Genomic DNA, 25,648 nt, shown 5'->3' with positions numbered 1-25,648 from the left:
TTGAAAATGATGAGAAATAAGATGTGTTCTGGTGTATTGAGGTATGATGTTTATAATTTTAATAGAACCAAAGTTCTATTAAAATAGGTATATGAGTTACAAATTAATTGTTTTGCATTCTTTATTAAATGTTAAACTGTTATATTATAATAGTAATACTATTATATTTGCAATCGAATAAATTACAGTCGATTATGGATAGATTGCTGCAAAGTGTACAAATTAGAATCAATGAGAAGTTATTTTTAAAAGACCCTGAGTCTTCAGATTTGGGTAGAAAAATCATTGAGATCAGTATTCAAATGATTAATGAAAAAGGCTTTGAAAACTTTACGTTTAAAAAATTGGGACTTCAAATAGGATCTAACGAAAGTTCTATTTACCGTTATTTTGAAAACAAGCATAAATTACTATTATATCTAACATCATGGTATTGGGGATGGATGGAGTATCAACTCGTATTTGCTACTAATAGTATAAAAAATCCGAAAGAGAAATTGCTGAAATCTATTTTAATTATTACAAGAGAAGTAAAAGAAGATTCAGCGTTTTCACATATCAATGAAGTGTTGCTGAATAAGATTGTAATCAATGAATATTCAAAATCTTATTTGACCAAAGAAGTAGATGCAGAAAATAAAGAAGGTTTTTATAGTATTTATAAAAGACTTGTAGGTAGGCTGGGTGAAATGATATCAGAGGTGAATTCAGATTATCCGTATGCTATGAGTTTATCCAGTACAATACTTGAAAACGGATTACATCAGCATTTTTTGAAAGAACATTTTCCTTCTCTAACAGACTGTAATGAGATAGTAACTCCGACACAATATTTAACTCACCTAGTATTTAATACACTAAACAAAGACGTAGATGAATAAAAATATACTAACCGCCTGGCAACGATTTCTTGGCTTGTTGAAACTAGATAAGAAAGATATATTTCAGGTATTCTACTACGCCATATTTGCTGGTATCGTTAACCTTTCTTTGCCTTTAGGTATACAGGCGATTATCAATTTAATGCAAGGTGCTCAAATAAGTTCATCATGGGTGGTTTTGGTAATAGGTGTGACCGTAGGTGTGGCATTTGTTGGTATTCTGCAATTAATGCAAATAAGAATTATAGAAAATGTTCAGCAAAAAATATTTACTCGGGCATCGTTCGAGTTTGCATATCGTTTTCCTAAAATAAAAATGAGTGAACTTCATAATTACTATCCGCCAGAATTGGCGAATAGGTTTTTTGATACCTTGACCATTCAGAAATCTTTGTCAAAAGTGTTGATAGATTTTCCTGCTGCACTATTGCAAATTGTTTTCGGGTTGTTGCTATTATCTTTTTATCATCCATTTTTTATAGTGTATGGTATGTTGTTGCTTTTATTGATTTATGTGGTTTTTAAGTTTACGGCACAACGAGGTTTAGACACTAGTTTAGATGAATCAAAGAGTAAATATAAAGTAGCACACTGGCTTCAAGAGATTGCTCGTTCTATCGTTAGTTTTAAATTATCGGGTAAAACTTCTCATGCATTAGATAAGAACGACACCTTGGTGGTTGAATATTTGAATGCAAGGGAAAGTCACTTTAGGGTCATTGTACTTCAATTTATACAAATGATCGGTTTTAAGGTTCTGGTTACTGCCGGACTTTTACTGATTGGAGGTTTGTTGGTACTGAATCAAGAGATGAATATTGGTCAATTCGTTGCTGCAGAAATTATAATTCTTTTGGTGATAAGTTCTGTTGAGAAATTGATTCTTGGTTTAGAGACCTTTTATGATTTGTTGACATCTTTAGAGAAAATGGGTCAGGTGGTAGATAAAGAGTTGGAAATACAAGAAGGTGAAAAGCCTTTCTTGGAGAACCAAGCTTTCACTGTTGAGTTAAGTGATATCTCTTATAGTGTACCCCAACAAAAAAGACAGATAATTTCTAATTTAAGTTTGACTATTTCACCAACATGTACAATTCTTTTAAGAGGTAGTAGTGGGTCTGGTAAAAATACCTTGTTGCGAATTATTGCCGGAATTTTAGAGCCAGATAGCGGTGGAGTATATGTAGACGGAGTTTCTTTAAAAGGGATGAATTTAAATTACTATCGCTCACATCTTGGTCAATCATTACCAGAAGAATCTCCCTTTGAAGGAACCATTTTACATAACATCACTTTTGGAGATAAAGAAACTACAAATGAACAAGTGTATTGGGCGTTGGATAAGGTTGGACTTACAGATTTTGTAAAGAAACAACCAGATGGTTTAAATACGGTGCTATATCCAGAAGGCAAGCAGATTCCGTATACGGTATCTAAAAAAATTGTGCTGGCAAGAAGCATTGTTCGAAAACCTAAGCTTCTAATTCTAAAAGATCCTTTGGATCAGTTTAATGGTGAAGAGGCAGATCGCATTCTTAACTTTTTAAGTGATTCATCTAACGGTTGGGCTTTACTTGTAGTAAGTGAAAATGATAAGTGGATCAAAAAGTGTTCACGAATAATCACCATGGACAAAGGACAGATTATTAACGAAATCTCAGGAAAAGATGCTTAATATATCTCATAAAAAATTAAACGAAAAGGTATCTATTGAACGATTTAAATCCGTTCAAAAAGTAAATCACCAAAGGCATTACAAGCATTTTAATAGATTTCTGTTCGCTTTTGCCGTGGTAGGTGTAATCGTATTGTTTCTACCATGGACACAGACGATTAATGCAAGAGGATTTTTAACTACACTAACACCTGGTCAAAGACCACAAACTATTCAATCTCAAATACCGGGTAGAATTGAAGAGTGGTATGTACAAGAAGGTGATTATGTAAAAAAGGGCGATACCATCCTTTTTATATCTGAAGTTAAATCAGAATATTTCGATCCAGATTTAGTAGAAAGAACAGGGCAGCAATTAAAGTCGAAAAGTTCATCGGTAAGCTCATATGGTGATAAAGTAAAATCATTAGATAATCAGGTGGCGGCACTTATTAATGAAAGACGATTAAAGCTAGAGCAAGCTAAAAACAAGTTGCTACAATCAAAATTAAAAGCACAAAGCGATAGCATAGATTTTGAAGCTGCAAAAACCAATATTAAAATTGCCGAGCGCCAATATGAGCGTACAGCTCAGTTACAAAGCGAAGGCTTAAAGGCGGTAACCGATGTTGAAGAAAAGCGTTTAAAATTACAAGAGACACAGGCAAAGTTGCTTTCTCAAGAGAATAAACTGTTGGCCGCTAAAAATGAGATTATCAACGCAGAGGTAGAGATTAATAGGGTTCAGGCTTCATACACCGATAAAATTTCAAAGGCGCAGAGCGATAAGTTTACGGCAATGTCAAATCAATTCGATTCAGAGGCACAGGTAAGTAAACTAGAAAACGATTATACGAATTACCAAATGCGAAGCGAGCTACGTTACATTCGAGCACCACAAAACGGTTATATCAATAAAGTGCTTACTGCAGGTATCGGCGAGACTTTTAAAGAAGGTACTCCGTTAGTAGGTATTATGCCGGCACAGTATGATATGGCAGTAGAAACTTTTGTGAATCCTATAGATTTACCGTTGATTCATTTAGGCGAATCGGTTAGGATTCAGTTCGATGGTTGGCCTGCAATTGTATTTAGTGGTTGGCCAAATGCATCTTACGGTACATATGCCGGTAAGGTGGTTGCTATAGAGACCTTTATAAATCCGAATGGAAAGTATCGAGTATTGTTGTCGCCCGATACAGAAGATCAAGCATGGCCAGAAGCCTTACGTGTAGGTTCTGGGGCAAATACGATTGCATTGTTAGAAGATGTGCCTATTTGGTATGAATTATGGCGTCAGCTGAACGGTTTTCCTGCTAATTATTATCAGCCTGAAGGTGCTCAAGATAAACCTATAAAAAAATAACGATGAAGAGAATTGTTATTTTTTTATGTCTAATGACTGGGTTGTTTGCGAATGCTCAGACTACAGATTCTGTACAACTAAATTTTAGAGAGTACTTGGGTTATGTAAAAAAATATCATCCTATTGCAAAACAAGCAGAGATGGTGATGAGTGTTGGTCAAGCAAACCTAATGAAGGCACGAGGCGGCTTTGATCCTAAGATTTCTGTTGATTATTCAACCAAAGAATTTAAAGGTACCGAATATTACGATTTATTGAATTCAACCTTTAAAGTGCCTACGTGGTACGGTATTGAATTGAAGGGTGAGTTCGAGCAATATTCTGGCGAATATTTGAATGCAGAAAGAAATGTGCCCGATGATGGATTATATAGTGCAGGGGTTGCCCTTTCTTTAGGTCGCGGCTCTTGGATGAACGAGCGTATGGCTACCGTAAAAAAAGCAAAGTTTTTTAGAGAGCAGTCAAAAGCAGATAGAGATTTATTGGTTAATCAGATTTTGTTCGATGCATCTTTGGCGTATTTCAATTGGTTGCAAGCGTATAGAAATAGTTTGTTGTTCAATGATTTTTTGTTGAATGCTAAAGTTCGATTGAAGGGAGTTAACCGAAGTGCGCAAGCAGGTGAAATAGCTGCTATAGACACTGTAGAGGCAAAGATTTCGGTACAAAATAGAGCATTAGAGCTTGAACAAGCAAATGTAGCTTTACGTAATGCCAGACTAGAACTTTCTAATTACCTGTGGATGGGTGAAAACATACCGATGGAATTGCAGCAAGAAGTTGTGCCAGATACGTCTTTAGATACCGAGATAGATCAAGCTCTAGAAATTTTAGGAAAACCGTTGGATAGTTTTGTGTTAGAGAATCATCCGAAGTTAAAATCATTAGGATATAAAATTGATGGACTGGTTGTAGATAAACGACTAAAAACAAATAAGCTGTTGCCTAGAATAGATGTAGAATATAAGTTTATAACTGATGAGCCAGAGTACTTGAATTCATTTGAAACACAAAATTATAAAGCGGGATTGAATTTTGAGCTTCCCTTATTTCTTAGAAAAGAGCGGGGAGATTTAAAATTGGCGAAATTGAAATTAAAAGATGCACAATTCGAGCTTGATAATGCTGAGGTTCAGATTCAGAATAAAATAACGGCCATTTATAATGAGTTAGATTCTTTTGAGAACCAGAATATATTGATAGATGATATTGTGGCGAGTTATGAAGTGTTACTAGCTGCCGAAGAACGAAAATTCAGTTTTGGAGAAAGTTCACTTTTCTTGATTAATTCTAGAGAAACCAAACTGATAGATGCTGTTTTAAAACAAAACCAGGTAGAGAATAAATATTTTACGGCAAAGGCTAAGCTATTCAATAGTCTAGCGGTCAATCCTGAGAATTTGTAAGTATTGTACTTTAATTGCTACTAAAGCGTTCGATTAGAGATTATAAATTTAGCCTTCGCATGGAATTAGTAATAGAAAATTTAATTAAAAAAGGACTAGCGTCAAGTTATAGCTATTCAGAATACAGAACACTAGTTTCAGATTTGGCTGAAAAGGGTGAGTCTACTGGTTCTGAGCAATCAGAAGCATTATCTCAGTACACACAGTTGAATAATAGCCGTATGCGTAGATGGGACAAAACCTTGAAGTTTAGCGATGCTGCCGTGGCTAAGATTAAATCTGTCGATCAGAAAATTTCGTGGTTGGTATTATCAGAAAGCTGGTGTGGTGATGCCTCGCCTGCATTACCGGTAATGAACAAGATTGCTGAGATTAATCCGAATATAACCTTGTCTATCATTCTTCGTGATGAGAATTTAGATATTATGAATCAGTTTTTAACCAACGGTGGCATGTCCATTCCGAAGTTGATAGCAACAGATATAGCAGAAGCTTCTGTACTGGCAACTTGGGGACCAAGGTCAATGATAGCAACAAAGCTGGTTGAAGATTATAAAACAGCGCATGGAACTTTAACACCTGAGTTTAAACAAGATTTACAGTTATTTTATAATAAGGATAAAGGGCAAAGTATTTTAGAAGATTTGCTGAAGTTATTTCCCTTGAAATAAGTAGGTAATAGTACCTTTTTGAGAGTCTTTATCAGAAGAATCGAATCTTGCTTTTAAAGCATAATTAATGGCGTTGTCAACAAGACATCCGTTAGAAGTACCAGAACTTTTTTCATTATAATCTGCATCGGTTACATAGCCTAAAGCATTTACTTCAATATTGATAACCACTTTTCCTCCTTCGATACAAGTATAAATCGGAGGGGGTAATTTATAATTGTTTCGATCCACTAAAGAATATGAAACTGAGGTTCTTCTTGCTGCAAGGTTGTTTGTAAACTCTTTCTTTTGCGCTTCCTTTTCGCCTAAAAGCTGTTTTTTCTCTTCTCGTTTTTTAGCTAGAGCTTTTACTCTCTCAGAATAACCTGAGTCAGAAATTAAATTTTCGGTAGGATCGCCATCGCTCATCTCATTGCGCTCTTCCATTAACTCTTCTAAAGTTTGCAAAGGCTCAGGATTGCCATAACTAGGTTTTGCTGTTTCGTTAAAAGCTAAATGACTTTTTATAGGATCTGCTTTTGCTAAATCTTCTTGTGGCTCTTCATCTTTTAAAATTTCTTCTAAAACTTCAGGATCCATGACCATTTCAACAACATAATCTTCTTTAGATTCTTCTTGACCACCAAACTGAATATTATACAATACCAACACTACAATAGACAAGCTAAAGGTAGTGGCAAGTAATGATAATTGTTTTCTGTTCAGATTCATAGATATATAACCTTAATAATACCAAAATATTTTAGAAAATCGATAAATGGCAATCAAATGTTTGTTACCTATTTTCTTCTGGTCCTAATAATATATCGGCAAAAACCAAAGGGTCTTGAGCATTATCTACGTTAAAATCACCTATTTTGGTTCTTCTTAATTCAGATAAATGTGCTCCAGAATTTAGTGCTTTCCCAAAGTCATGGGCAATAGATCGTATGTAAGTTCCTTTGCTGCATGCAATTCTAAAGTGAATATTCAAGCCATCGATAGCGGTAATTTCAAAAGCACTGACATTTACTTTTCGTTTTGGGATATCAACTGTTTTTCCTTCACGAGCCAGTTCATAAAGCCGTTTACCGTCTTTTTTTAATGCAGAGAAAACAGGTGGTGCCTGTTCGATATCACCTATGAATTCTTTGGTGGTAGATTTAATAAGATCAGGCGAAATGTGATCCGTAGCGAAAGTTTCGTTTATTTCTGTTTCAAGGTCGTAAGAAGCTGTGGTGGCACCTAAAGTAAATATACCTGTATACTCTTTTTCTTGACCTTGGTATTCGGTTATTTTTTTGGTGAATTTTCCGGTACAAATAATAAGTAGTCCCGTTGCTAAAGGATCTAAAGTGCCAGCATGCCCGATTTTAAATTTCTTTAAACTGAACTTTTTTCTGATAGCCCACTTTAATTTATTGACCGCTTGAAAAGAAGACCATTCTAGTGGTTTATCGATCAATAATACCTGACCGTTTAAATAATCTTCTTTGGTCAAATCTTTCATGAATATGGGGTGTTTTATTTAAGTATTACGGATTAGTGAATCCGTATATAACCGCAATCAATCCTACAACAAGGCAGTAGATGGCAAAATAGGAGAGCTTACTTTTACGAACTAATTGGATCATCCATGTACAAGCGGCAAGTCCGGCAACAAAGGCGGCGATGAAACCTGCGCCCATCGCTACATTATTTTCTCCGTCAAAAGTTAAATCTCCGCTCATAAGATCTTTGGCAATTTTGCCAAAAATCAATGGTACGACCATCAAGAAAGAAAATCTTGCAGCTTTCGATTTGTCTACACCTAAAAGAACAGAGGTAGAAATTGTAGCTCCACTACGTGAAATACCAGGTAACATGGCAATTGCTTGAGATAGACCTACGATAAATGCGTTTGTAAAACTCACTTTCTTGTCTGTATCTTTTGCTTTGTCGGCGAAGTATAATAAGATCGCGGTTATAATCAGCATAAAGCCAACAAATCTAATATTACCACCAAAAAATGCTTCTAATTGTTCTTCAAAGAACAAACCCACAAATACGGCAGGAAGCATAGAGATGATGATCTTGGTAGAAAACTGATTTTCTTCGTTCCATTTAAATTGAAACAAACCGCTTAAAATTTCCCAAATATCTTTTCTAAAAACAACGATGGTACTCAATGCAGTAGCAAAGTGAAGTACTACGGTAAATAATAAGCTTTCTTCTTGTACAGAATTGTCTCCTAAAATGGCTTTGCCCAATTCTAAATGACCACTCGAAGAAACGGGTAGAAACTCGGTCAATCCTTGAATAATACCGAGTATAATAGCATCTAATGTATCCAATTAATCTTTCTTTTTGTGTGGGTTCAATAAAATGGCATAAATTTCTATACCTAAGCCAATTAGCACTAAAGTCGGTGCAAGTCTAATTCTTCTAAAATTATAGATTTCAGGGTTAAATACGTTGGGGTCATCGCTGCCGCCACCGCTCATTAAAATAAAACCTATCGCAATACAGGCAAGACCAATGAACATGAACATATAATTTTTCTTTTGAAAAATAAATTCTTGTTTAGTATGCTGTTCTACTTTGTTATTTTTACTCATGCCGCAAATTTAATAATATAATTCGTCCGTTCTAAGATTTAAGAAGCGTTGGGTCGCGAAATAGGTGCTAATGAACGAAATAAGTATTCCCAATAGAAAAACGCTAACAAATAAAATGACCAAAATATAAGGCTCATCGAACAGCCCTAAATCTTGAAAATTAGTATTTACGTAGTACACGACACCACCAATAGCCAATAAAGCAATTGCGGCACCGATCATACCAAGTTTAATGTTTTGCCATATAAAAGGTCTTCTAATAAAGGTCTTTGTAGCCCCCACCATTTGCATGGTTTTGATGATAAATCTTTTAGAATAGATAGATAGTCTGATAGAACTGTTAATCAATAATACAGCTATAAAAGTGAAAATAGCGCTGGCAACTAAAATCCAGAAACCAATTTGTTCAACGCTCTTGGCTACCATGCTTACTAATACCTTGTCATAACTAACTTCATCGACAAAACTCTTTTCTGAAAGGGTATCGGCAATTTCTTGTACTTTCTCTGCAGTAACGAAATCTGCATTCAACTTTACATCGATAGAGTTCTTTAGCGGATTGTAGCCTAAATAGTCAACAAAGTCTTCGCCGATTTCTTCGCTATGTTGCTCGGCAGCTTCCTCTTTAGATACGTAAGTAGAAGATTTCGTGTATTCAGACATTGCCAAGGTCTTTTGAAGTTGTTCTACTTCAATTTCTTTTGTATTTTCTTTTAAAAAGACAGAAATGGTGATTTGCTCTTTAGAACGATCAGCCATTTTTTTGGTGTTCAAAACCAATAATCCTAAAATGCCCAGTAGGAACAAGACTAATGCAATACTCAGCACCACAGAAAAATAGGAGGAGATAAGTTTGCGTCTTTGATAATTTTCGAAGGAGTTCGCCATAGTACTTAAAAGTGCAGTAAAAATAGCAAAGTATTGTTAAATGGAACTTAAAAAAATAAAGCCTTAACGTTTTAAACTAAAGTTACCCTTTAATTGAATAGAATCTGCGGTAATGAGATACCAATAATCATCTTCTGGCAATCGTTCACCTTGAAAAGTACCGTCCCAAGAGGTGGAATTTGTATTTCCAAATTTTAAGAGCTTTCCGTAGCGGTCAAAAATTGAGATCGTAACAGAATTAAAAACCTCAAGTCCGTCAGGAGCAAAAATATCATTGAATGTATCTCCGTTGGGAGTAAAGAATTTTGGAATGACCAAGTGATAAAAATCTTCTGTTACTACGCCACAATTTGTATTGTCTTGCACGTAAATAGTATAAAAACCGCCTGCTACGGCATCAAAAAAAGGACTAGGTTGAAATGACCTACCATCTAAAGAATATTCGAAATTTCCACCGTTGGCAGTAGAGACTACTATTGTGGGACCGTCAGATACTATTTTATCAATTCGAGGTAAATCTATTTGTTCAACTGTAAATTTACGTGTGGCTGAGCATCCATTTGTATTGGTGATGATGACATCGTATTCGCCGGGTTCGGCAACATCGATTTGTTGGGTGGTCGCACCAGTAGACCATTGATACGTAACATTTTCAATTTCTGCATCTAAGGAGGTAGAAGAATCTTCACATAAAAATGTACTAGAATCATCAGGTACAACGGGTGACGGATTAACGGTTAAAGTGACTGCCGTTCTAGTAGTAGATGCGCATTCAATTTCTGTAGAATTAGCTTCTGCATAATAGGTGCCGGCAATGCCAATTTCTAAATTCTGGTTGTCAGATAAAATCAAATTTCCGCCAATGGCGGCATCGTACCAATTAATGGAATATGAATTTTGTGTATTGACGGTTAGCGTGCCTAGTTCTCCTTCACAGATGGTTACATCTCCGTTACTCGTAGGAGCAGCGGGAATAGGTAGAACGGTAATGTCAAAAACATCGGATACCACGTTGCACAAATCGTTATTTACATTGATAATATCTTCTGCAATTTTTGTTCTAAAATAAGTGGTGGCAGTAACTGCCGGGGTGTCAAATACAGCACTGTTCTCTTCAGGGATATCTGTCCACGTTTGTTGGTCAGTGCTTTGCTGCCATTGGTAGGCATGGGTACTAAAAACAGAAGAGTCCGGTGTTGCGGTTAACGTTCTCGATATGCCACCTTGGTCTTCACAAACTACTAAGCTAGCTTCATCGGCTGCAGTAGCAACGGTAACATTATCGCCACAAGATCTGAATAATATATCATCGATGGCAACATCATTCCCACAACCGCCATTACTATTATTTCTCATTTTTAAAATAACTGATGTTTGACCCGGTTCGGTTTTAAAAACTAGAGCATATTGCTCCCATTCTGTGGTTCCTGTTGCTGGTATGCTCCCTGTATCTCCTTGAGCAAGCATATTGGTGTCCGTTTCATCCCATATTTGAAAACGTACATTAACAGGTATGCTATTGCCTTCACAACTGTTGGCAGATTGTAGGTTGATCAGCCAAGATGAAAATTCATAGGTGGTATTCTCGCACAAGCCAGTTACTTGACGTTGGTAAAACTCGCCGGCCGTAAAACTTGCATTGACAATAAAAGCTTTTCCGTTACTGTCACCCGGTGTATGGTCTTGAAGAGATAACCAGTCAAAATAGTTGGTAGTGCTAGAGATTGTATATTCACCATCATTGGGCGTACCAGTGGTAAAATTATAAGTGGTAGTACCGGCAGGTAATTCTGGTCCGTCGGTGGTTCCAGAACCAAAATCTTCGGTAAAAATAGGGTCGCCTGAATTACCGCCACAAAAACCAAGTTGTGCATGCATTTCTATAGAAACAAAGCAAAAAATGGTTAAAAAACAGATTATTTTTTTGGGACACGATAATTTCACGATTCTAAGATACCAAATTTAGAAATAGGCAATATTCTTTTAGTTTGGTGAAGTAAAACTGTTAATTACCAATATCTTTTTAACTCTCATTGATTCAACCTATTTTTGCGACTTACAGAAAAGAAGTAAAGATCATGCAATACAATTTCAACGAAATTGAAGCCAAATGGCAAAAATACTGGGCAGAAAACCAAACATTTAAAGCAGAGAACGATTCTGATAAAGAAAAATTCTATGTGTTAGATATGTTTCCTTATCCGTCTGGTGCGGGGCTACATGTTGGGCATCCGTTGGGCTATATTGCAAGTGATATTTATGCGCGTTATAAAAGGCATAAAGGGTTTAATGTATTGCATCCGCAAGGGTACGATTCTTTTGGTTTACCTGCAGAACAATATGCTATTCAAACAGGTCAGCACCCGGCTGTTACTACAGCGGCAAATATTAAAACCTATAGAAGACAACTAGATCAATTAGGCTTTTCTTTCGATTGGAGTAGAGAGGTTAGAACATCTAGTCCCGATTATTACAAGTGGACACAGTGGATATTCATTCAAATTTTCAATTCTTGGTACAATAAAGAAACCGATAAGGCGGAAGATATAGAAACCTTGATTTCTAAATTTTCTTCGGATGGAAACGCCAATGTAAATGCCGTATGTGATGATGATATAGTATCATTTTCTGCGGATGAATGGAATTCTTTTTCTGATGTTAAAAAACAAGAAATACTATTACAATATCGATTAACATATTTGGCGGATACCGAGGTAAACTGGTGCCCGGCACTAGGTACGGTATTGGCGAATGACGAAATCGTAAACGGAGTGTCAGAACGTGGTGGTCACCCGGTTGTTCGTAAAAAAATGACCCAGTGGAGTATGCGTATTTCTGCATACGCACAGCGTTTGTTAGATGGATTGGATAAGATAGATTGGCCACAACCTTTAAAAGATTCGCAGACCAATTGGATAGGGAGAAGTCAAGGAGCTTCAGTCACGTTCCCCATCCTAACCTTCCCCAAAGGGGAAGGGACTGCACCTGGATATATGACAGGAGGTAATAATTCTCATTTGTTGCTTGATAGAGCAAAAGAAATGAGGGCTAATCCTACTGCTGCTGAATCAGTTCTTTGGGAGTCTATAAAATCTAAGAAACTAGATTATAAGTTTAGGCAACAACATTTAATAGATGATTTCATAGTAGACTTCGTTTGTTTATCTAAAAAATTGGTAATTGAGGTAGATGGGGAAATTCATGAAACTCAAAAGGAAGCTGATTTAAAAAGAACTAAAGTTTTAAATGGTTTAGGTTATAAAGTCGTAAGATTTAAAAATGAAAAAGTAATTGGAAATATTGATGGTGTTTTAGAAGAGATAAAGGCTCATTTGGAACAACAAAATATTCCCCCTTCGGGGGCTAGGGGGATTGAGGTTTTCACAACTCGCCCTGACACCATTTTCGGAGTGTCATTTATGACTTTGGCGCCAGAGCATGAGTTGGTTTCTAAAATAACCACTGCCGAACAAAAAGCTGAAGTAGAAGCGTATATAGAAGCAACTGCAAAACGTTCTGAGCGTGATCGTATGGCAGATGTGAAGACTATTTCAGGTGCTTTTACGGGTGCATATGCAGAACATCCATTTACAAAAGAACCTATTCCTATCTGGATTGGTGATTATGTATTGGCAGGTTACGGTACAGGTGCTGTAATGTCCGTTCCATGCGGAGATCAGCGCGATTATGATTTTGCGAAACACTTCAATATCGATATTCCTAACATATTTGAAGGCGTTGATATTTCTGAAGAAGCTTTTGCTGACAAGGATAAGACTGTCATTGCAAATTCTGATTTCTTAAATGGTCTTCCGTATAAGAAAGCTATGAAATTAGCAATCTATGAGTTGGAGAAAATAGGACATGGTGAAGGAAAAATAAACTATAGATTGCGTGATGCTGTTTTCAGTCGTCAAAGATATTGGGGAGAACCATTCCCGGTGTATTATGTAGACGGAATGCCGCAGATGATTTCTCCAGAACATTTACCAATTGAGTTGCCAGAGGTTGAAAAATATTTACCTACTGAAACCGGTGAACCACCTTTGGGTAATGCTGAGGTTTGGGCATGGGATACCGTTGCAAATAAAGTTGTAGATAACAATGAGATAAATAATGCCACCGTGTGGCCTCTTGAGTTGAATACCATGCCAGGTTGGGCTGGTAGTTCTCAGTATTTTAATAGATACATGGATCCGCATAATAGCGAAGAAATATTCTCACAAAAAGCGATTAATTACTGGCAAGATGTAGATTTATATATAGGTGGTAGTGAGCACGCAACAGGTCACTTGTTGTATTCACGATTCTGGCAAAAGTTCATGTTCGATAAAGGTTTGGTGCCTAAAGATGAGTTTGCGAAGAAGTTGATCAATCAAGGAATGATTACGGGGACTAGTGCGTTTGTTTATAGGTGGAATCAGAATTATATTAAAAAACCAATTTTTATTTCTCAAGATATTATTCAGAAAGCTATTAATGAAAAGGGTTTCTTAGACGATTATTCTAAAAACTTAAAACAATTGATTGAATCTTTATCCTCTAAACCTGGCGGTAGAAATATTGTTGAAGCTAGTTGGAAAAACTTTTCGCCATTACATGCAGACGTTTCATTAATAAATGCTTCCGATGAACTTGATATTGAAGGTTTCAAAAAGTGGAGAGATGAATTTTCCGATGCAGAGTTCATAACGGAAGAGGATGGTTCTTTCAAAGTAGGTCGCGAAGTCGAGAAAATGTCCAAATCTAAATACAATGTCGTAAACCCTGATGCTATTTGTGAGGAATACGGTGCAGATAGTTTGCGTTTGTATGAAATGTTCTTAGGTCCGTTAGAGCAATCAAAACCATGGAACACGGCGGGTATAACAGGAACACATTCTTTCTTAAAGAAATTATGGAGACAGTTTCATACAGGGGAGAACGTATCATTTTTGGTAACTGAAGATGAGCCTTCTAAAGACTCTTGGAAGACCTTGCATAAAACCATTAAAAAGGTAGAGGAGGATATTGAGAATTTCAGTTTCAATACTTCGGTATCTACTTTCATGATTTGTATAAATGAGCTTTCATCGCAGAAATGTGTGAGCAGACAAGTATTAGAGCCGTTGGCAATTTTGGTGTCACCTTATGCCCCACATATTGCAGAAGAACTTTGGAGTAAGTTGGGTCATGCTGAATCTATAGCAACTGCGACTTTCCCGAAGTTTGAAGAAAAGTATTTGGTAGAAAGTAGTAAAGAATACCCGATATCTTTCAATGGTAAAATGAAGTTCACCTTAGAGCTTTCTTTAGATTTATCTAAAGATGAAATAGAAGCAGCGGTAATGGCAAATGAAAAAACCCAACAGCAACTAGCAGGTAGAACACCTAAAAAGGTAATTGTTGTGCCTGGTAAGATTGTCAATATCGTAGGATAAATAAGAAAATATGTTTAAAGTAAGAGGCGATTTCCATCGCCTCTTTTTGTTTCATAGATTTACTTTTGTGGTTATAAAATAAAAAATATGGATGGTATTGAAATCTTAGGTTTAGTCGCAGCAACCTTCACTACAGGTTCATTTGTGCCACAAGTGTATAAGACTTGGAAAGATAAATCGACCAAAGATATTTCTTTGACCATGTACAGTGTTTTGCTGTTAGGGGTTTTAATGTGGCTGGTATATGGTTCTTCACTAGGTAGTCTACCTATTATCATAGCAAATTTAACAACGGCAATATTATTATTAATAATGGTGATTTTAAAAATTAAACATAAATAATCAATTAGACCCCTAAAATTTATAGGGGTAAATACTTATAAAATCATATTTTTACCAATCAACCCCTACGTTTTATCGAATTATTGTTTGTTATCTGCATAATTAGCTTCAATTTTGCAGTGTAACATAAAATGATAAATCATGATTGTTGGTATTCCAAAAGAAATTAAGAACAATGAAAGCAGGGTAGGTATGACGCCAGCCGGAGTTTTCGAATTGGTAAAGAACAACCACAAAGTGTATGTCCAGTCAGATGCTGGAGAAGGCAGTGGTTTTTTCAATCAAGATTATCAACAGGCAGGTGCTGTAATACTAGATACTATTGGTCAGGTATACGCCATGTGCGAAATGATCGTAAAAGTAAAAGAGCCTATTGAAGAAGAATATAATCTAATTCAAGAAGGTCAAATATTATTCACCTATTTTCACTTTGCATCAAGCGAAGCCTTAACGAAGGCAATGATTAAACAGAAAGCAATCTGTATCGCTTATGAAACCGTAGAAGATGAAGAAGGTACATTGCCACTTTTAACGCCAATGTCTGAAGTAGCTGGTAGAATGGCGATACAACAAGGTGCTAAATATTTAGAGAAGCCGGTAAAAGGTCGTGGTGTATTATTAGGCGGGGTGCCAGGTGTTGCGCCAGGTAAAGTTTTGGTATTAGGTGCCGGTGTAGTGGGTATTCAAGCTGCTAAAATGGCAGCAGGTTTAGGTGCTCACGTAACGATATTAGATGTGAACATGAAACGTCTACGTTATGCAAACGATGTAATGCCACCACATGTAGTTACCGAATTTTCAAACGAATTTAATATCAGAAGACTTATAAAAACGCACGATCTAATCATTGGTGGAGTTCTGCTAAAAGGAGCAAAAGCACCGAATTTGATAACTAGAGATATGTTGAAAGAAATGAGACCTGGTACGGTAATCGTAGATGTAGCTGTAGATCAAGGTGGATGTGTAGAAACAACCAGGCCTACCACGCATGAAGATCCAATTTATATTATAGATGATGTAGTCCATTACTCCGTTGCAAATATGCCAGGTGCAGTGCCTTATACATCAACAATGGCATTGACCAATGTAACCTTGCCATATGCATTAAAATTAGCCAATTTAGGTTGGGAAGCTGCTTGTGAAAAAGATGCGTCTTTAAAGAAAGGATTAAATATCGTAGAAGGGAATGTAGTATATCAAGAAATTATTGAAGCCTTTGGTTGGGAAGAAATAGTTGCTTAGTTAGTACATTTTGTCAGTAAAATAGGCCTCGCCATTTCCGAAAGGAATTTGGCGGGGTTTTTGCTTTTAAATAAATAGATTCTTAAAAAAGTAGGAATCTTTAGTATATTTAATCGATTTAAAATTTGAAACGTTATGATGGGATATTATATACTGATTGGAGCAATTGCTTTGGTCAGCTGGTTAGTGAGTAGTAAGTTAAAGAGTAAGTTCAAGTTCTATTCCAAAGTTCATTTACAAAATGGAATGAGTGGTGCAGAGATTGCAGAAAAAATGTTGGCAGATCATGGTATTAGAGATGTAAAGGTTGTTTCTACACCTGGTATGCTTACAGATCATTACAATCCTGCTAATAAAACAGTAAACTTGAGTGAAGGTGTTTATAATCAAAGAAATGCGTCAGCAGCTGCGGTAGCGGCTCACGAATGTGGACACGCCGTACAACATGCACAGGCCTATGAGTGGTTAGGTATGCGATCTAAATTGGTACCCATAGTCAGTGTAACATCTAGCATGTCGATGTGGGTAGTATTTGGTGGTTTGGCTTTAGGTGCTGCAGCCGGTGTAGGTTTCGGGTATTGGGTAGCCGTTGCCGGTCTGGTAATGATGGGTATGGCAACTTTGTTCAGTTTTGTAACCTTACCGGTTGAATATGATGCTAGTAATAGAGCATTGGCATGGTTAAAAAATAAAAATATAGTTACACCAGAAGAATATAAAGGTTCTGAAGATGCATTAAAATGGGCTGCGCGTACCTATTTGGTTGCTGCAATTGGTTCATTGGCAACTTTAGTATACTGGGGACTTCAAGTTTTTGGAGGTAGAGATTAATTTTGAATTCAATCATTAATAATTTTAAACCTGCCTCAAAAAGGCAGGTTTTTTTGTTTTCAATTAAAAGCAAATGAAACAATTACAAACCGAAAGATTGTATTTAAAATCTGCAAACCTGAAAGATGCACAATTTATTTATGAATTGCTGAATACTGATAGCTGGTTAAAATTTATCGGGGATAAGAATATTGCTGATCTTGATCATGCAAAAAAGTATATTCGAAATTCATTAATTGATGGGTTTACTAAAAACGGATTTGGACTTATGGTGGTTGCTTTAAAAGATGGCACTCCTATAGGGCTTTGTGGTCTTTTAAAAAGAGATTATTTGGATGCTATTGATTTAGGTTTTGCTCTATTACCAAAATATGAAGGTTATGGTTATGCATTTGAAGCTGCAAGTGCTACTATGCAATTTGGTAGAATAGAGTTAAAGCAAAACCGCATTTTGGCTATATGTATGAAGACAAATGAAAAGTCACTTGCACTATTGGGGAAATTGGGGTTCAGAAAAATAGATACTATTAAACTAAGTGAAGATGCAGAGGAATTACTCTTACTTTCTACCTAAATAGATATTTGTCGGTCGATTTGTTGCGCCAAAGAAATGAAGGTTTCTGTTCTTGAAACACCTTCTATAGCTTGTATTTCTTTGTTAAGCACCTGCATTAAATGTTCGTTGTCTCTACAAAGTACTTTTATTAGAATAGACCAGTTTCCTGTGGTGTAGTGACATTCTAATACTTCAGGTATTTTTTCCAATTGTTTTACCGCCATTGGGTTGCTCATAGCTTTATCTAAGTAAATACCAATATAAGCCATAGTGGTATAGCCTAATGATTTCGGATTAACAATGAACTTAGAACCAGATAAAAGTCCCGATGCTTCTAGTTTACGAAGTCGTTGGTGAATAGCTGCACCAGATATTCCAATACTTCTTGCAATTTCAAGTACCGGTTTACGGGCGTCTTCCATTAAAAAACGTAATATCTTTTTATCTATTCCGTCAATTTTTGCCAATGAAGTTGCGTTTTTCATGTTTTGTTAAATCAATAACCTCATTCTAAGGGTTGGAGGTGTGCTTATGAATATATCTATTATTCCAAGGCAAGCCTTGGGTAATCAAATCCTCAATAAGGAATTAAAACATAAATGTACTTATTTGGTTTCAATTTGTTAGTTAAAATGCTTAGTTGACTACAGAATTTGGGTTATAACCTAAATAAGGTATATCGTATTCCTTGAAATTGACTCCGTAATCTTCAAGTTCCTTTAGTATAGGTTCATACACTTCTTTGGTAATAGGAATTTGCACTCCGGGAATAGTTATTTTTCCGTTCAAGATTTTAAGTGCAGCCATAGCAACGGGTAATCCTACTGTTTTTGCCATTGCCGTAAACGTTTGATTTTCGCCCGTAACCACTAGTTTAGAGTCTATTTGTTTCTTTTCGCCATTTAATTCGTAACCGAATTTATGGTACATAACAATCATATCTTTCTCTTCGGCTTTAAGTGTCCAGCTGTCTTCAAGAATTTTTTGAAGTGCTTGAGCGGGTGTGGCATTTGGTATGCCTATTTTCTTAGTATTGTCAAAAATGTTCAATTCTAATAATTTATCCCAACGGATATCATCTTGATCTAATTTCAGGTAATGTCTAAGTTTCAATTCTACAGAATCTGTTGGGGAGTAAGGAAGAAATAGATTGATGAATTCACGATAACTCATTTTTTCAGAGTTTTCAATAGTAAATGTATCGTCGGTAGCCCCTAATTGAATAAACATATTCCAGGCTTTCGAAAATCCTACACGACGCATGGTGCCTCTGTATATGGTTAAGGCATCTTGTAATTTATAGGCTTCTCGGTAGTTTAAAGAATCACGATTGGCGTATCCTTCAAAACGACCATAACCTTCAATTTCAAAAAATTCGGTACGTCTAAATAAACGGTGGTAAGGTATATATTTATAGGTGCCTTCTTGTATAAATTTAGCGGTACCACCTTGCCCAGCGAGCACCACATTTCTTGGGTTCCAAGTAAATTTATAGTTCCAAAGATTGTTATCGTGTTCAGGTGCAACGAGTCCTCCACAGAAAGATTCAAATAATATTATTTTACCACCTTTATCGCGAATTCGATCGATCACTTGCATGGCGCTCATGTGGTCAACACCAGGATCTAGTCCTATTTCATTCATAAATACCAGTCCCGCTTCCTTCACTTCTTTATCAAGAGCAAGTAATTCTGGACTAACGTACGATGCTGTTACTAAATGCTTTTTATGGCGAACACAGTCTTCTGCAACTTTAATGTGAAAACGAGCAGGAAGCATAGAGATAACGATGTCTGAGTTTTCAATAGCCTTATGCCTCGCATTTTCCTCAAAAATATCGAGTTCTATAACGCTACAATTTTTATGATTTGCAATCGAGGAGGAAATTGCGGCTGGGTTGATATCACCAATGGTGATTTCTAAATTTTCGGTTTCCGATTTACCTAAAAGATAATCTAACAAATAAGAGGTTGATTTGCCTGCGCCTATAACAAGAATTTTTCGCATCATACGATTTCAGTATTTTTGATTGGTAACGATTTACTAAGGTATCAAATTGTTACATTTATAAAGAAAGTTATATAAAAAGTTATGAAAAAAACAATTTTAAGTACAGCGTGCTTATTTGGAATGCTAGCGGTTGTACTAGGTGCATTTGGTGCACATGGATTAAAAGAATTAGTAGATATACAAGCTGTAGCAACCTTTGAAACGGGAGTTAGATACCAAATGTGCCATGCTTTTTTTCTGTTTGCAGTTGGGTTATTGCCAAGTGAATATTTGAAGTCTAAGAAAAGTATTTACGTATGTACTATCATTGGTGTGGTGCTATTTTCATTTTCTATTTATCTGTTGGCGTTAAATTCTTTGGTTGCATTCGATTTTAAATTAATAGGTATTGTAACCCCTATCGGTGGTTTGTTTTTAATAGTGGCTTGGGCAATGACTGGCTATGGAATAATGAAATCAAAACTTATAAAATAGCGGTGAAATACGTCGTTTGAGTCTATAAATAGCGTATTTTCAACGTATCAATGGCATTTTCATGACTAAAACAAAATTATTAGGACTGGTCTTGGGTCCTCTTTCATTTGTACTCATTCTATTGTTTTTTCGTCCCGACGGACTTTCAGAGCAAGCAAATGCAGTATTGGCATCTACAATTTGGATTGCTATTTGGTGGATTACCGAGGCGATACCAATTGCGGTAACAGCTTTGTTGCCATTAGTATTATTTCCGCTCTCTGGCGGGCTAGATTTATCATCGACTTCAGGTTCTTTCGGTCACAAGTATGTATTTCTCTACATGGGCGGTTTTATAATAGCCATTGCTATAGAAAAATGGAACTTACATAGAAGAATAGCCTTGAATATTATCAACCTCATAGGGTCGGATGTTAGAAAGATTATTCTGGGTTTTATGATGGCAACCGCTTTTCTATCGATGTGGATATCAAATACCGCAACCTCGGTAATGATGCTGCCTATAGGTTTGGCGATAATAAAGCAATTACAAGATAATCCTGATACTATAGAAGACGAAAATAAGACTTTTGGTAAGGCACTTATGTTGGCAATAGCCTATAGTGCTTCTATTGGTGGTTTGGCCACTTTGATCGGTACACCTCCAAATTTAGTATTGGCGGGTGTAGTATTAGATACCTATGGTTATGAAATCACTTTTATGCAATGGTTTGCTTTTGGCCTGCCTATTTCTATTATTCTAATTTTTATATGTTGGAAATATTTGACTAAATATGCCTTTAGTTTTAAGCAAAAGTCTTTTCCGGGGGGAAAGCAAGAAATTCAACGCCTACTATCTAATCTTGGTAAAATATCATACGAAGAGAAAGTAGTGGCATTTGTATTTGCATTGACTGCATTCTGTTGGATCACGCGTTCATTTCTGTTACAAAAGATTTTACCCGGTTTAGATGATACTATCATTGCTATATTTTTTGCAATTGTATTATTCTTGATTCCTTCAAAGAAAAAAGGAGAGCAACTCATTAATTGGGAAGAAGCCGTAAAAATGCCGTGGGGTATAATTCTTTTGTTCGGTGGTGGTATGGCATTGGCAAAAGGATTTGAAGTTAGCAGATTGGCAGTATGGATCGGTAGTCAAATGACATCGCTATCGGGGTTGCCAATAATAATTCTGATTTTAGTGTTGATAGCTGCGGTAAACTTTCTGACTGAAATAACATCTAACTTAGCGACCACCGCGATGTTGCTGCCCGTTTTAGCCCCTATGGCGTTGACAATAGATGTACACCCATTTGTGCTAATGGTGGGCGCAGCGGTCGCGGCATCGTGTGCTTTTATGTTACCGGTAGCCACACCACCTAATGCCGTAGTTTTTGGGTCTGGTTACTTGAGAATACCCGATATGGTGAGCAAAGGGTTCTTTATGAATATAATCTCTATAATTATATTAACGTTTTTCGTATATTTTATACTCCCAGAGTTATGGGATATTTCAATAAATAGTTTCCCCGCTAAATTCAAATAAATGAAGCTATTACTTATACCAGATAAATTTGATGGTTCTTTAACAAGTGAATCATTTGCTAATGCCTTTATTGACGGTATGAAGAAAACTGGGGCGCCTTTTACATCCCGTTATATTAAAGCAACAGATGGTGGAGAAGGTTTTTTAAGAGTTATTGCTAATTATAAACCTTGTATTTCGGTTGAAGTAATTAGTGAAAATCCGTTAAGGGAACCCATAAGGTCATATTATTTATACAACAAAGAAGATAATTCGGCTTATATAGAGCTCGCCAATGCTTCGGGTCTTGAATTGTTGCCTTATGATAATCGTAACCCTATGTTGACCACTACTTATGGCACGGGAATTGAAATAAAGGATGCTGTTGAAAAAGGAGTGAAGCATATTTACATTGGCCTTGGCGCAAGTGCAACCAATGATGGTGGTATTGGTATAGCGAATGCTTTAGGGTATGATTTTTTAAATGAAAACGGAGTAATGCTGCCTCCAGTTGGCTCAAGCTTGCAATTAATTAGGTCAATTGATGATTCACGTGTAATTGAAAAATTAAAGCAGGTGAAGTTTTATACGGTTAATGATGTAGTCAATCCGTTATTCGGTAAAAATGGAGCAGCTTATGTATATGCAAAATACAAAGGAGCTTCCGATGATGTTGTTACAGAGTTGAATAAGGGTTTAATACGATTGAACAAGGTTGTTTCAGAAAAGTATAATGTACGTTATAATAGGGTGCCCGGTGCTGGGGCGGCAGGAGGTGCTGCTTTCGGATTGAAAACTTTTTTAAACGCAGAGTTCTTAGGTGCCATGGACTTTATTTTAGAGCTATCCGGTTTAAGTGAGATATTACATAAAGAGAAATTCGATTATATTATTACAGGTGAAGGTAAAATTGACGAGCAAAATTTGAATAGTAAATTATTACAAGGGGTTATAGGCTTGGGTAAGGAATATGGTATTCCTGTAATTGCCATATGCGGAGTTCTTGAAATCTCAAAAGAAAAGCTAAAAGAAATAGGTGTTTTTGACGTTTTTGAAATTCAAGATGAGCGTAAGGATTTTGAGTACAATATGAAGCATGCAGCTGTGCTTTTAACTACAAAAACGGCTGAATATTTTGCTAAAAAGTAAAAATTACGTGTCAAAAAAAGACCTCTTTTTTTATTTATTTCTTAATATTTACATTCAAAATCAATAATGACGTATTCAAAATAGTTATTTACTTATAATAGTTTAAAAAAATGATTGGTTTGACTGAGAATATTTTTATATATCGTTCATATATAATAGAATTCGTATTTCGACCGTAAATAGCTGTAATTGAGCTCTGAAAATCTGTGGTTCAGCTTTTATTTTTTTAGTTTTACATGAACAAATTTTCTAAAGCATGAAAAGCTCAATGACAAATGCGAATACCATATCCCTGAAAAACTACGGGATTACACACGCCAATTTTCATTATCAGGAAACACCAGAACAACTTCAAAAAGCCACTCTAGAAATGGATATGGGAGTTGAGACTAGCAATGGAACACTTGCGGTCAATACTGGTGAATTTACAGGTAGATCCCCAAAAGATAGATTTATTGTAAAAGATGATATCACAAAAGACAAAGTCTGGTGGGGCGACATTAATATTCCATTTGAAAAGGAAAAATTTGATGCATTATATACTAAGGTAATTTCCTATTTAAACGAAAAAGAACTTTTTGTTAGAGATAGTTATGCATGTGCAGATGAAGATTATAAACTGAACATTAGGGTAATAAATGAATATCCTTGGTCGAATATGTTCGCTTATAATATGTTTTTGCGCCCTACGGATGCAGAATTGGAAGATTTTACTCCTGAGTGGACGGTAATCAACGCACCGGGCTTTATGGCCGATGCGGAAGTTGACGGAACAAGACAACATAATTTTGCAATCTTAAATTTTACAGACAAAATTGCACTTATTGGTGGAACTGGATATACGGGTGAAATCAAAAAAGGTATTTTCTCGGCCTTAAACTTTATACTACCGGTTTATAAAGAAACATTACCAATGCACTGTTCTTCTAATGTTGGTGAAGATGGTGATACGGCTATCTTTTTCGGATTATCAGGAACAGGAAAAACAACATTGTCAACAGATCCTAATAGAAAGCTAATAGGTGACGATGAACACGGTTGGACGAGTAGAAATACCGTATTTAACTTTGAAGGCGGTTGCTATGCTAAGGTGATCAATCTATCAGAAGAGCAAGAGCCAGAAATTTATGGTGCTATTAAGCCAGGTGCTATATTAGAAAATGTAGTATTAGATGGTAATGGCAATGTAGATTTTGCCGATACTTCAATTACACAAAATACAAGAGTTAGTTACCCCATTCATCATATAGATAACATTCAACAACCATCTATTGGTAAGAATGTAAAGAATATATTCTTTTTAACTGCAGATGCATTTGGTGTACTGCCTCCAATATCAAAGCTTACGCCTAGTCAGGCTGCTTATCACTTTATATCTGGTTATACTGCAAAAGTTGCTGGTACAGAAGCAGGTGTTGTAGAGCCGGTACCATCATTTTCGGCATGTTTCGGTGCGCCATTTATGCCATTGCACCCAACAAAGTATGCTGAAATGTTAAGTAAAAAAATGAAAGAATCTGGTGTAGATGTATGGTTGGTGAATACGGGCTGGACAGGCGGACCTTACGGAATCGGAACTAGAATGAAATTAAAATATACAAGAGCAATGATATCTGCCGCATTAAACGGTGATCTTGGCTTGTATTCTTATGATAAGTACCATATTCATTCTGTATTTGGTGTAGCGCAACCTAGAGAGTGCCCTGGTGTGCCAACGTCGGTATTGAGTCCGAGAGCAACTTGGAACGATGATGAGAAATATTACACCACAGCATTTAAATTGACAAATGCCTTTAGAGAAAACTTTAAAAAGTTTGAAGGGTATGCCAGTGAAGAAATAAGAAGAGGCGGACCACAACGGTACGCATTTTAAGACAATAAAAAAGCCTTGCATTGCAAGGCTTTTTTTATAAAATTATTTGAGTGTATTATTTATTTACGCTCATTATGTATTTCTGTAATGCCATCGTCATAGACGGTGTTTCAGGTGTTGGTGCTTTGATATCTATTCGTAAGCCGGCATCGGTTGCCGCATCTACTGTAGAGTTACCGAAAACAGCTATTCTAGTTTCCTTTTGATCGAAATCTGGAAAATTCTGTAATAAGGATTCTATACCAGACGGACTAAAAAATACCAAAATGTCATAATAAACATTTCGTAAATCAGAAAGGTCGCTAATTACAGTTTTGTAAAAAATAGCTCTTTTCCAATTAATACTTAATGAATCTAAGGTGTCAGGTACATCTTGTTTAAGTACATCTGAAGAAGGAAGCAAGAATTTTTCATCCTTATATTTCTTGATCAATGGTACTAAATCTGTAAATAATCTTTTTCCAACGTAAATTTTACGTTTTCTGTAGACGACGTATTTTTGCAGGTAATAGGCTACCGCTTCAGATTGGCAGAAATATTTCATAGAATCTGGCACTTTGAACCGCATTTCGTCTGCGATTCTAAAGAAGTGGTCTACTGCGTTTCTGCTTGTTAATACAATCGCGGTAAAATCATTCAAATCTATCTTTTGTTGTCGCACTGTTTTTGCGTCAACTCCTTCTACATGAATGAATGGTCTAAAATCAACCTTTACTTTCTCTTTGTCAATAAGCTTGGAATAGGGGGAGTTTTCCATTTTCGGCTCAGGTTGAGAGACCAAAATCGTTTTTACTTTCATATG

General features: G+C 36.1%; 23 protein-coding genes. 14 read left to right on the top strand and 9 right to left on the bottom strand.

Annotated elements, in window-relative coordinates; translation table 11 throughout:
- Positions 1–194: 194 nt before the first annotated feature.
- Genes DFQ03_RS15065 through DFQ03_RS15045 form a run of 5 tightly spaced genes read left to right on the top strand, consistent with a single transcriptional unit; the run spans position 195 to position 5,978 of the window.
- Complete coding sequence (locus tag DFQ03_RS15065; protein WP_133674077.1) at positions 195–881, top strand: TetR/AcrR family transcriptional regulator; 687 nt, start codon at positions 195–197, stop codon at positions 879–881.
- Positions 874–2,556 carry a peptidase domain-containing ABC transporter gene (locus tag DFQ03_RS15060; protein ID WP_133674076.1) on the top strand — a complete coding sequence of 561 codons (1,683 nt, stop codon included), beginning with the start codon at positions 874–876 and terminating at the stop codon, positions 2,554–2,556. Before DFQ03_RS15065 ends, DFQ03_RS15060 begins: the two co-directional genes overlap by 8 nt.
- Entirely contained in the window at positions 2,549–3,901 is a 1,353-nt protein-coding gene (locus tag DFQ03_RS15055) for an HlyD family secretion protein (protein ID WP_133674075.1), read from the top strand. Before DFQ03_RS15060 ends, DFQ03_RS15055 begins: the two co-directional genes overlap by 8 nt.
- Positions 3,902–3,903: 2 nt before the next feature.
- The gene (locus DFQ03_RS15050; protein ID WP_133674074.1) at positions 3,904–5,307 is read left to right on the top strand and encodes a TolC family protein; all 1,404 of its coding nucleotides are present in this window, start codon (positions 3,904–3,906) and stop codon (positions 5,305–5,307) included.
- 59 nt (positions 5,308–5,366) lie between these two features.
- Positions 5,367–5,978 carry a thioredoxin family protein gene (locus tag DFQ03_RS15045; RefSeq protein WP_133674073.1) on the top strand — a complete coding sequence of 204 codons (612 nt, stop codon included), beginning with the start codon at positions 5,367–5,369 and terminating at the stop codon, positions 5,976–5,978.
- On the opposite strand, the gene DFQ03_RS15040 is transcribed toward DFQ03_RS15045, so the two are convergent.
- The 6 genes from DFQ03_RS15040 to DFQ03_RS15015 all read right to left on the bottom strand — a co-directional run bounded on the left by DFQ03_RS15040 (position 5,961) and on the right by DFQ03_RS15015 (position 11,320).
- Positions 5,961–6,689: a hypothetical protein gene (locus DFQ03_RS15040; protein WP_133674072.1), complete on the bottom strand. Its 729-nt coding sequence runs from the start codon at positions 6,687–6,689 to the stop codon at positions 5,961–5,963. The genes DFQ03_RS15045 and DFQ03_RS15040 overlap by 18 nt on opposite strands.
- A gap of 64 nt (positions 6,690–6,753) precedes the next feature.
- Positions 6,754–7,467, bottom strand: coding sequence for a tRNA pseudouridine(55) synthase TruB (truB, locus tag DFQ03_RS15035; protein WP_133674071.1), 714 nt, complete (start codon positions 7,465–7,467; stop codon positions 6,754–6,756).
- Between the two features lie 25 nt (positions 7,468–7,492).
- Complete coding sequence (locus DFQ03_RS15030) at positions 7,493–8,290, bottom strand: undecaprenyl-diphosphate phosphatase (RefSeq protein WP_133674070.1); 798 nt, start codon at positions 8,288–8,290, stop codon at positions 7,493–7,495.
- Positions 8,291–8,554 (bottom strand): DUF3098 domain-containing protein, encoded by a 264-nt coding sequence (locus tag DFQ03_RS15025; protein ID WP_133674069.1) that lies wholly within the window; start codon positions 8,552–8,554, stop codon positions 8,291–8,293.
- A gap of 9 nt (positions 8,555–8,563) precedes the next feature.
- Positions 8,564–9,442 (bottom strand): cell division protein FtsX, encoded by an 879-nt coding sequence (locus DFQ03_RS15020; RefSeq protein WP_133674068.1) that lies wholly within the window; start codon positions 9,440–9,442, stop codon positions 8,564–8,566.
- A gap of 63 nt (positions 9,443–9,505) precedes the next feature.
- Positions 9,506–11,320, bottom strand: coding sequence for a T9SS type B sorting domain-containing protein (locus DFQ03_RS15015; protein ID WP_133674067.1), 1,815 nt, complete (start codon positions 11,318–11,320; stop codon positions 9,506–9,508).
- A gap of 200 nt (positions 11,321–11,520) precedes the next feature.
- Here DFQ03_RS15015 and DFQ03_RS15010 point away from each other — a divergent pair, with 200 nt between their 5' ends.
- The 5 genes from DFQ03_RS15010 to DFQ03_RS14990 all read left to right on the top strand — a co-directional run bounded on the left by DFQ03_RS15010 (position 11,521) and on the right by DFQ03_RS14990 (position 17,851).
- Positions 11,521–14,862 (top strand): leucine--tRNA ligase, encoded by a 3,342-nt coding sequence (locus tag DFQ03_RS15010; protein ID WP_133674066.1) that lies wholly within the window; start codon positions 11,521–11,523, stop codon positions 14,860–14,862.
- 87 nt (positions 14,863–14,949) lie between these two features.
- On the top strand, positions 14,950–15,204 hold the full coding sequence (locus tag DFQ03_RS15005; protein WP_133674065.1) for a SemiSWEET family sugar transporter: 255 nt from the start codon (positions 14,950–14,952) through the stop codon (positions 15,202–15,204).
- A 141-nt stretch (positions 15,205–15,345) separates the two neighbouring features.
- Complete coding sequence (gene ald / locus DFQ03_RS15000; protein WP_133674064.1) at positions 15,346–16,446, top strand: alanine dehydrogenase; 1,101 nt, start codon at positions 15,346–15,348, stop codon at positions 16,444–16,446.
- Positions 16,447–16,581: 135 nt separating this feature from the next.
- The gene (locus tag DFQ03_RS14995; RefSeq protein ID WP_133674063.1) at positions 16,582–17,277 is read left to right on the top strand and encodes a zinc metallopeptidase; all 696 of its coding nucleotides are present in this window, start codon (positions 16,582–16,584) and stop codon (positions 17,275–17,277) included.
- A 73-nt stretch (positions 17,278–17,350) separates the two neighbouring features.
- A complete protein-coding gene (locus tag DFQ03_RS14990) occupies positions 17,351–17,851 on the top strand; it encodes a GNAT family N-acetyltransferase (protein WP_133674062.1) in 501 nt (166 codons plus the stop codon).
- Here DFQ03_RS14990 and DFQ03_RS14985 read toward each other — a convergent pair.
- Together DFQ03_RS14985 and DFQ03_RS14980 are read right to left on the bottom strand one after the other, a co-directional pair.
- Positions 17,848–18,318 (bottom strand): Lrp/AsnC ligand binding domain-containing protein, encoded by a 471-nt coding sequence (locus DFQ03_RS14985; protein WP_133674061.1) that lies wholly within the window; start codon positions 18,316–18,318, stop codon positions 17,848–17,850. The two genes, DFQ03_RS14990 and DFQ03_RS14985, sit on opposite strands and share 4 nt — an antisense overlap.
- 151 nt (positions 18,319–18,469) lie before the next feature.
- Positions 18,470–19,843, bottom strand: coding sequence for a saccharopine dehydrogenase family protein (locus DFQ03_RS14980; protein WP_133674060.1), 1,374 nt, complete (start codon positions 19,841–19,843; stop codon positions 18,470–18,472).
- 81 nt (positions 19,844–19,924) lie between these two features.
- On the opposite strand from DFQ03_RS14980, the gene DFQ03_RS14975 reads away from it, so the two are divergent.
- The 4 genes from DFQ03_RS14975 (at position 19,925) to pckA (ending at position 24,846) form a co-directional block, all read left to right on the top strand.
- Positions 19,925–20,317: a DUF423 domain-containing protein gene (locus DFQ03_RS14975; RefSeq protein ID WP_133674059.1), complete on the top strand. Its 393-nt coding sequence runs from the start codon at positions 19,925–19,927 to the stop codon at positions 20,315–20,317.
- 61 nt (positions 20,318–20,378) lie between these two features.
- Entirely contained in the window at positions 20,379–21,845 is a 1,467-nt protein-coding gene (locus DFQ03_RS14970; protein ID WP_133674058.1) for an SLC13 family permease, read from the top strand.
- Positions 21,846–22,973, top strand: a complete 1,128-nt coding sequence (locus DFQ03_RS14965; RefSeq protein ID WP_133674056.1) for a glycerate kinase — start codon at positions 21,846–21,848, stop codon at positions 22,971–22,973. It begins immediately after the preceding gene.
- Between the two features lie 256 nt (positions 22,974–23,229).
- On the top strand, positions 23,230–24,846 hold the full coding sequence (pckA, locus tag DFQ03_RS14960; RefSeq protein WP_133674055.1) for a phosphoenolpyruvate carboxykinase (ATP): 1,617 nt from the start codon (positions 23,230–23,232) through the stop codon (positions 24,844–24,846).
- 55 nt (positions 24,847–24,901) lie between these two features.
- Here the strand turns inward: pckA and DFQ03_RS14955 are convergent, their stop codons facing one another.
- Positions 24,902–25,645, bottom strand: coding sequence for a uroporphyrinogen-III synthase (locus DFQ03_RS14955; protein WP_133674054.1), 744 nt, complete (start codon positions 25,643–25,645; stop codon positions 24,902–24,904).
- Positions 25,646–25,648: the final 3 nt, after the last annotated feature.

This window comes from Maribacter caenipelagi, from assembly GCF_004364175.1.
GTDB classification, from domain to species: Bacteria; Bacteroidota; Bacteroidia; order Flavobacteriales; family Flavobacteriaceae; genus Maribacter; species Maribacter caenipelagi.
The sequence above is the reverse complement of the archived record's forward strand: the minus strand, read 5'-3'. Positions and strand labels throughout refer to the sequence as shown.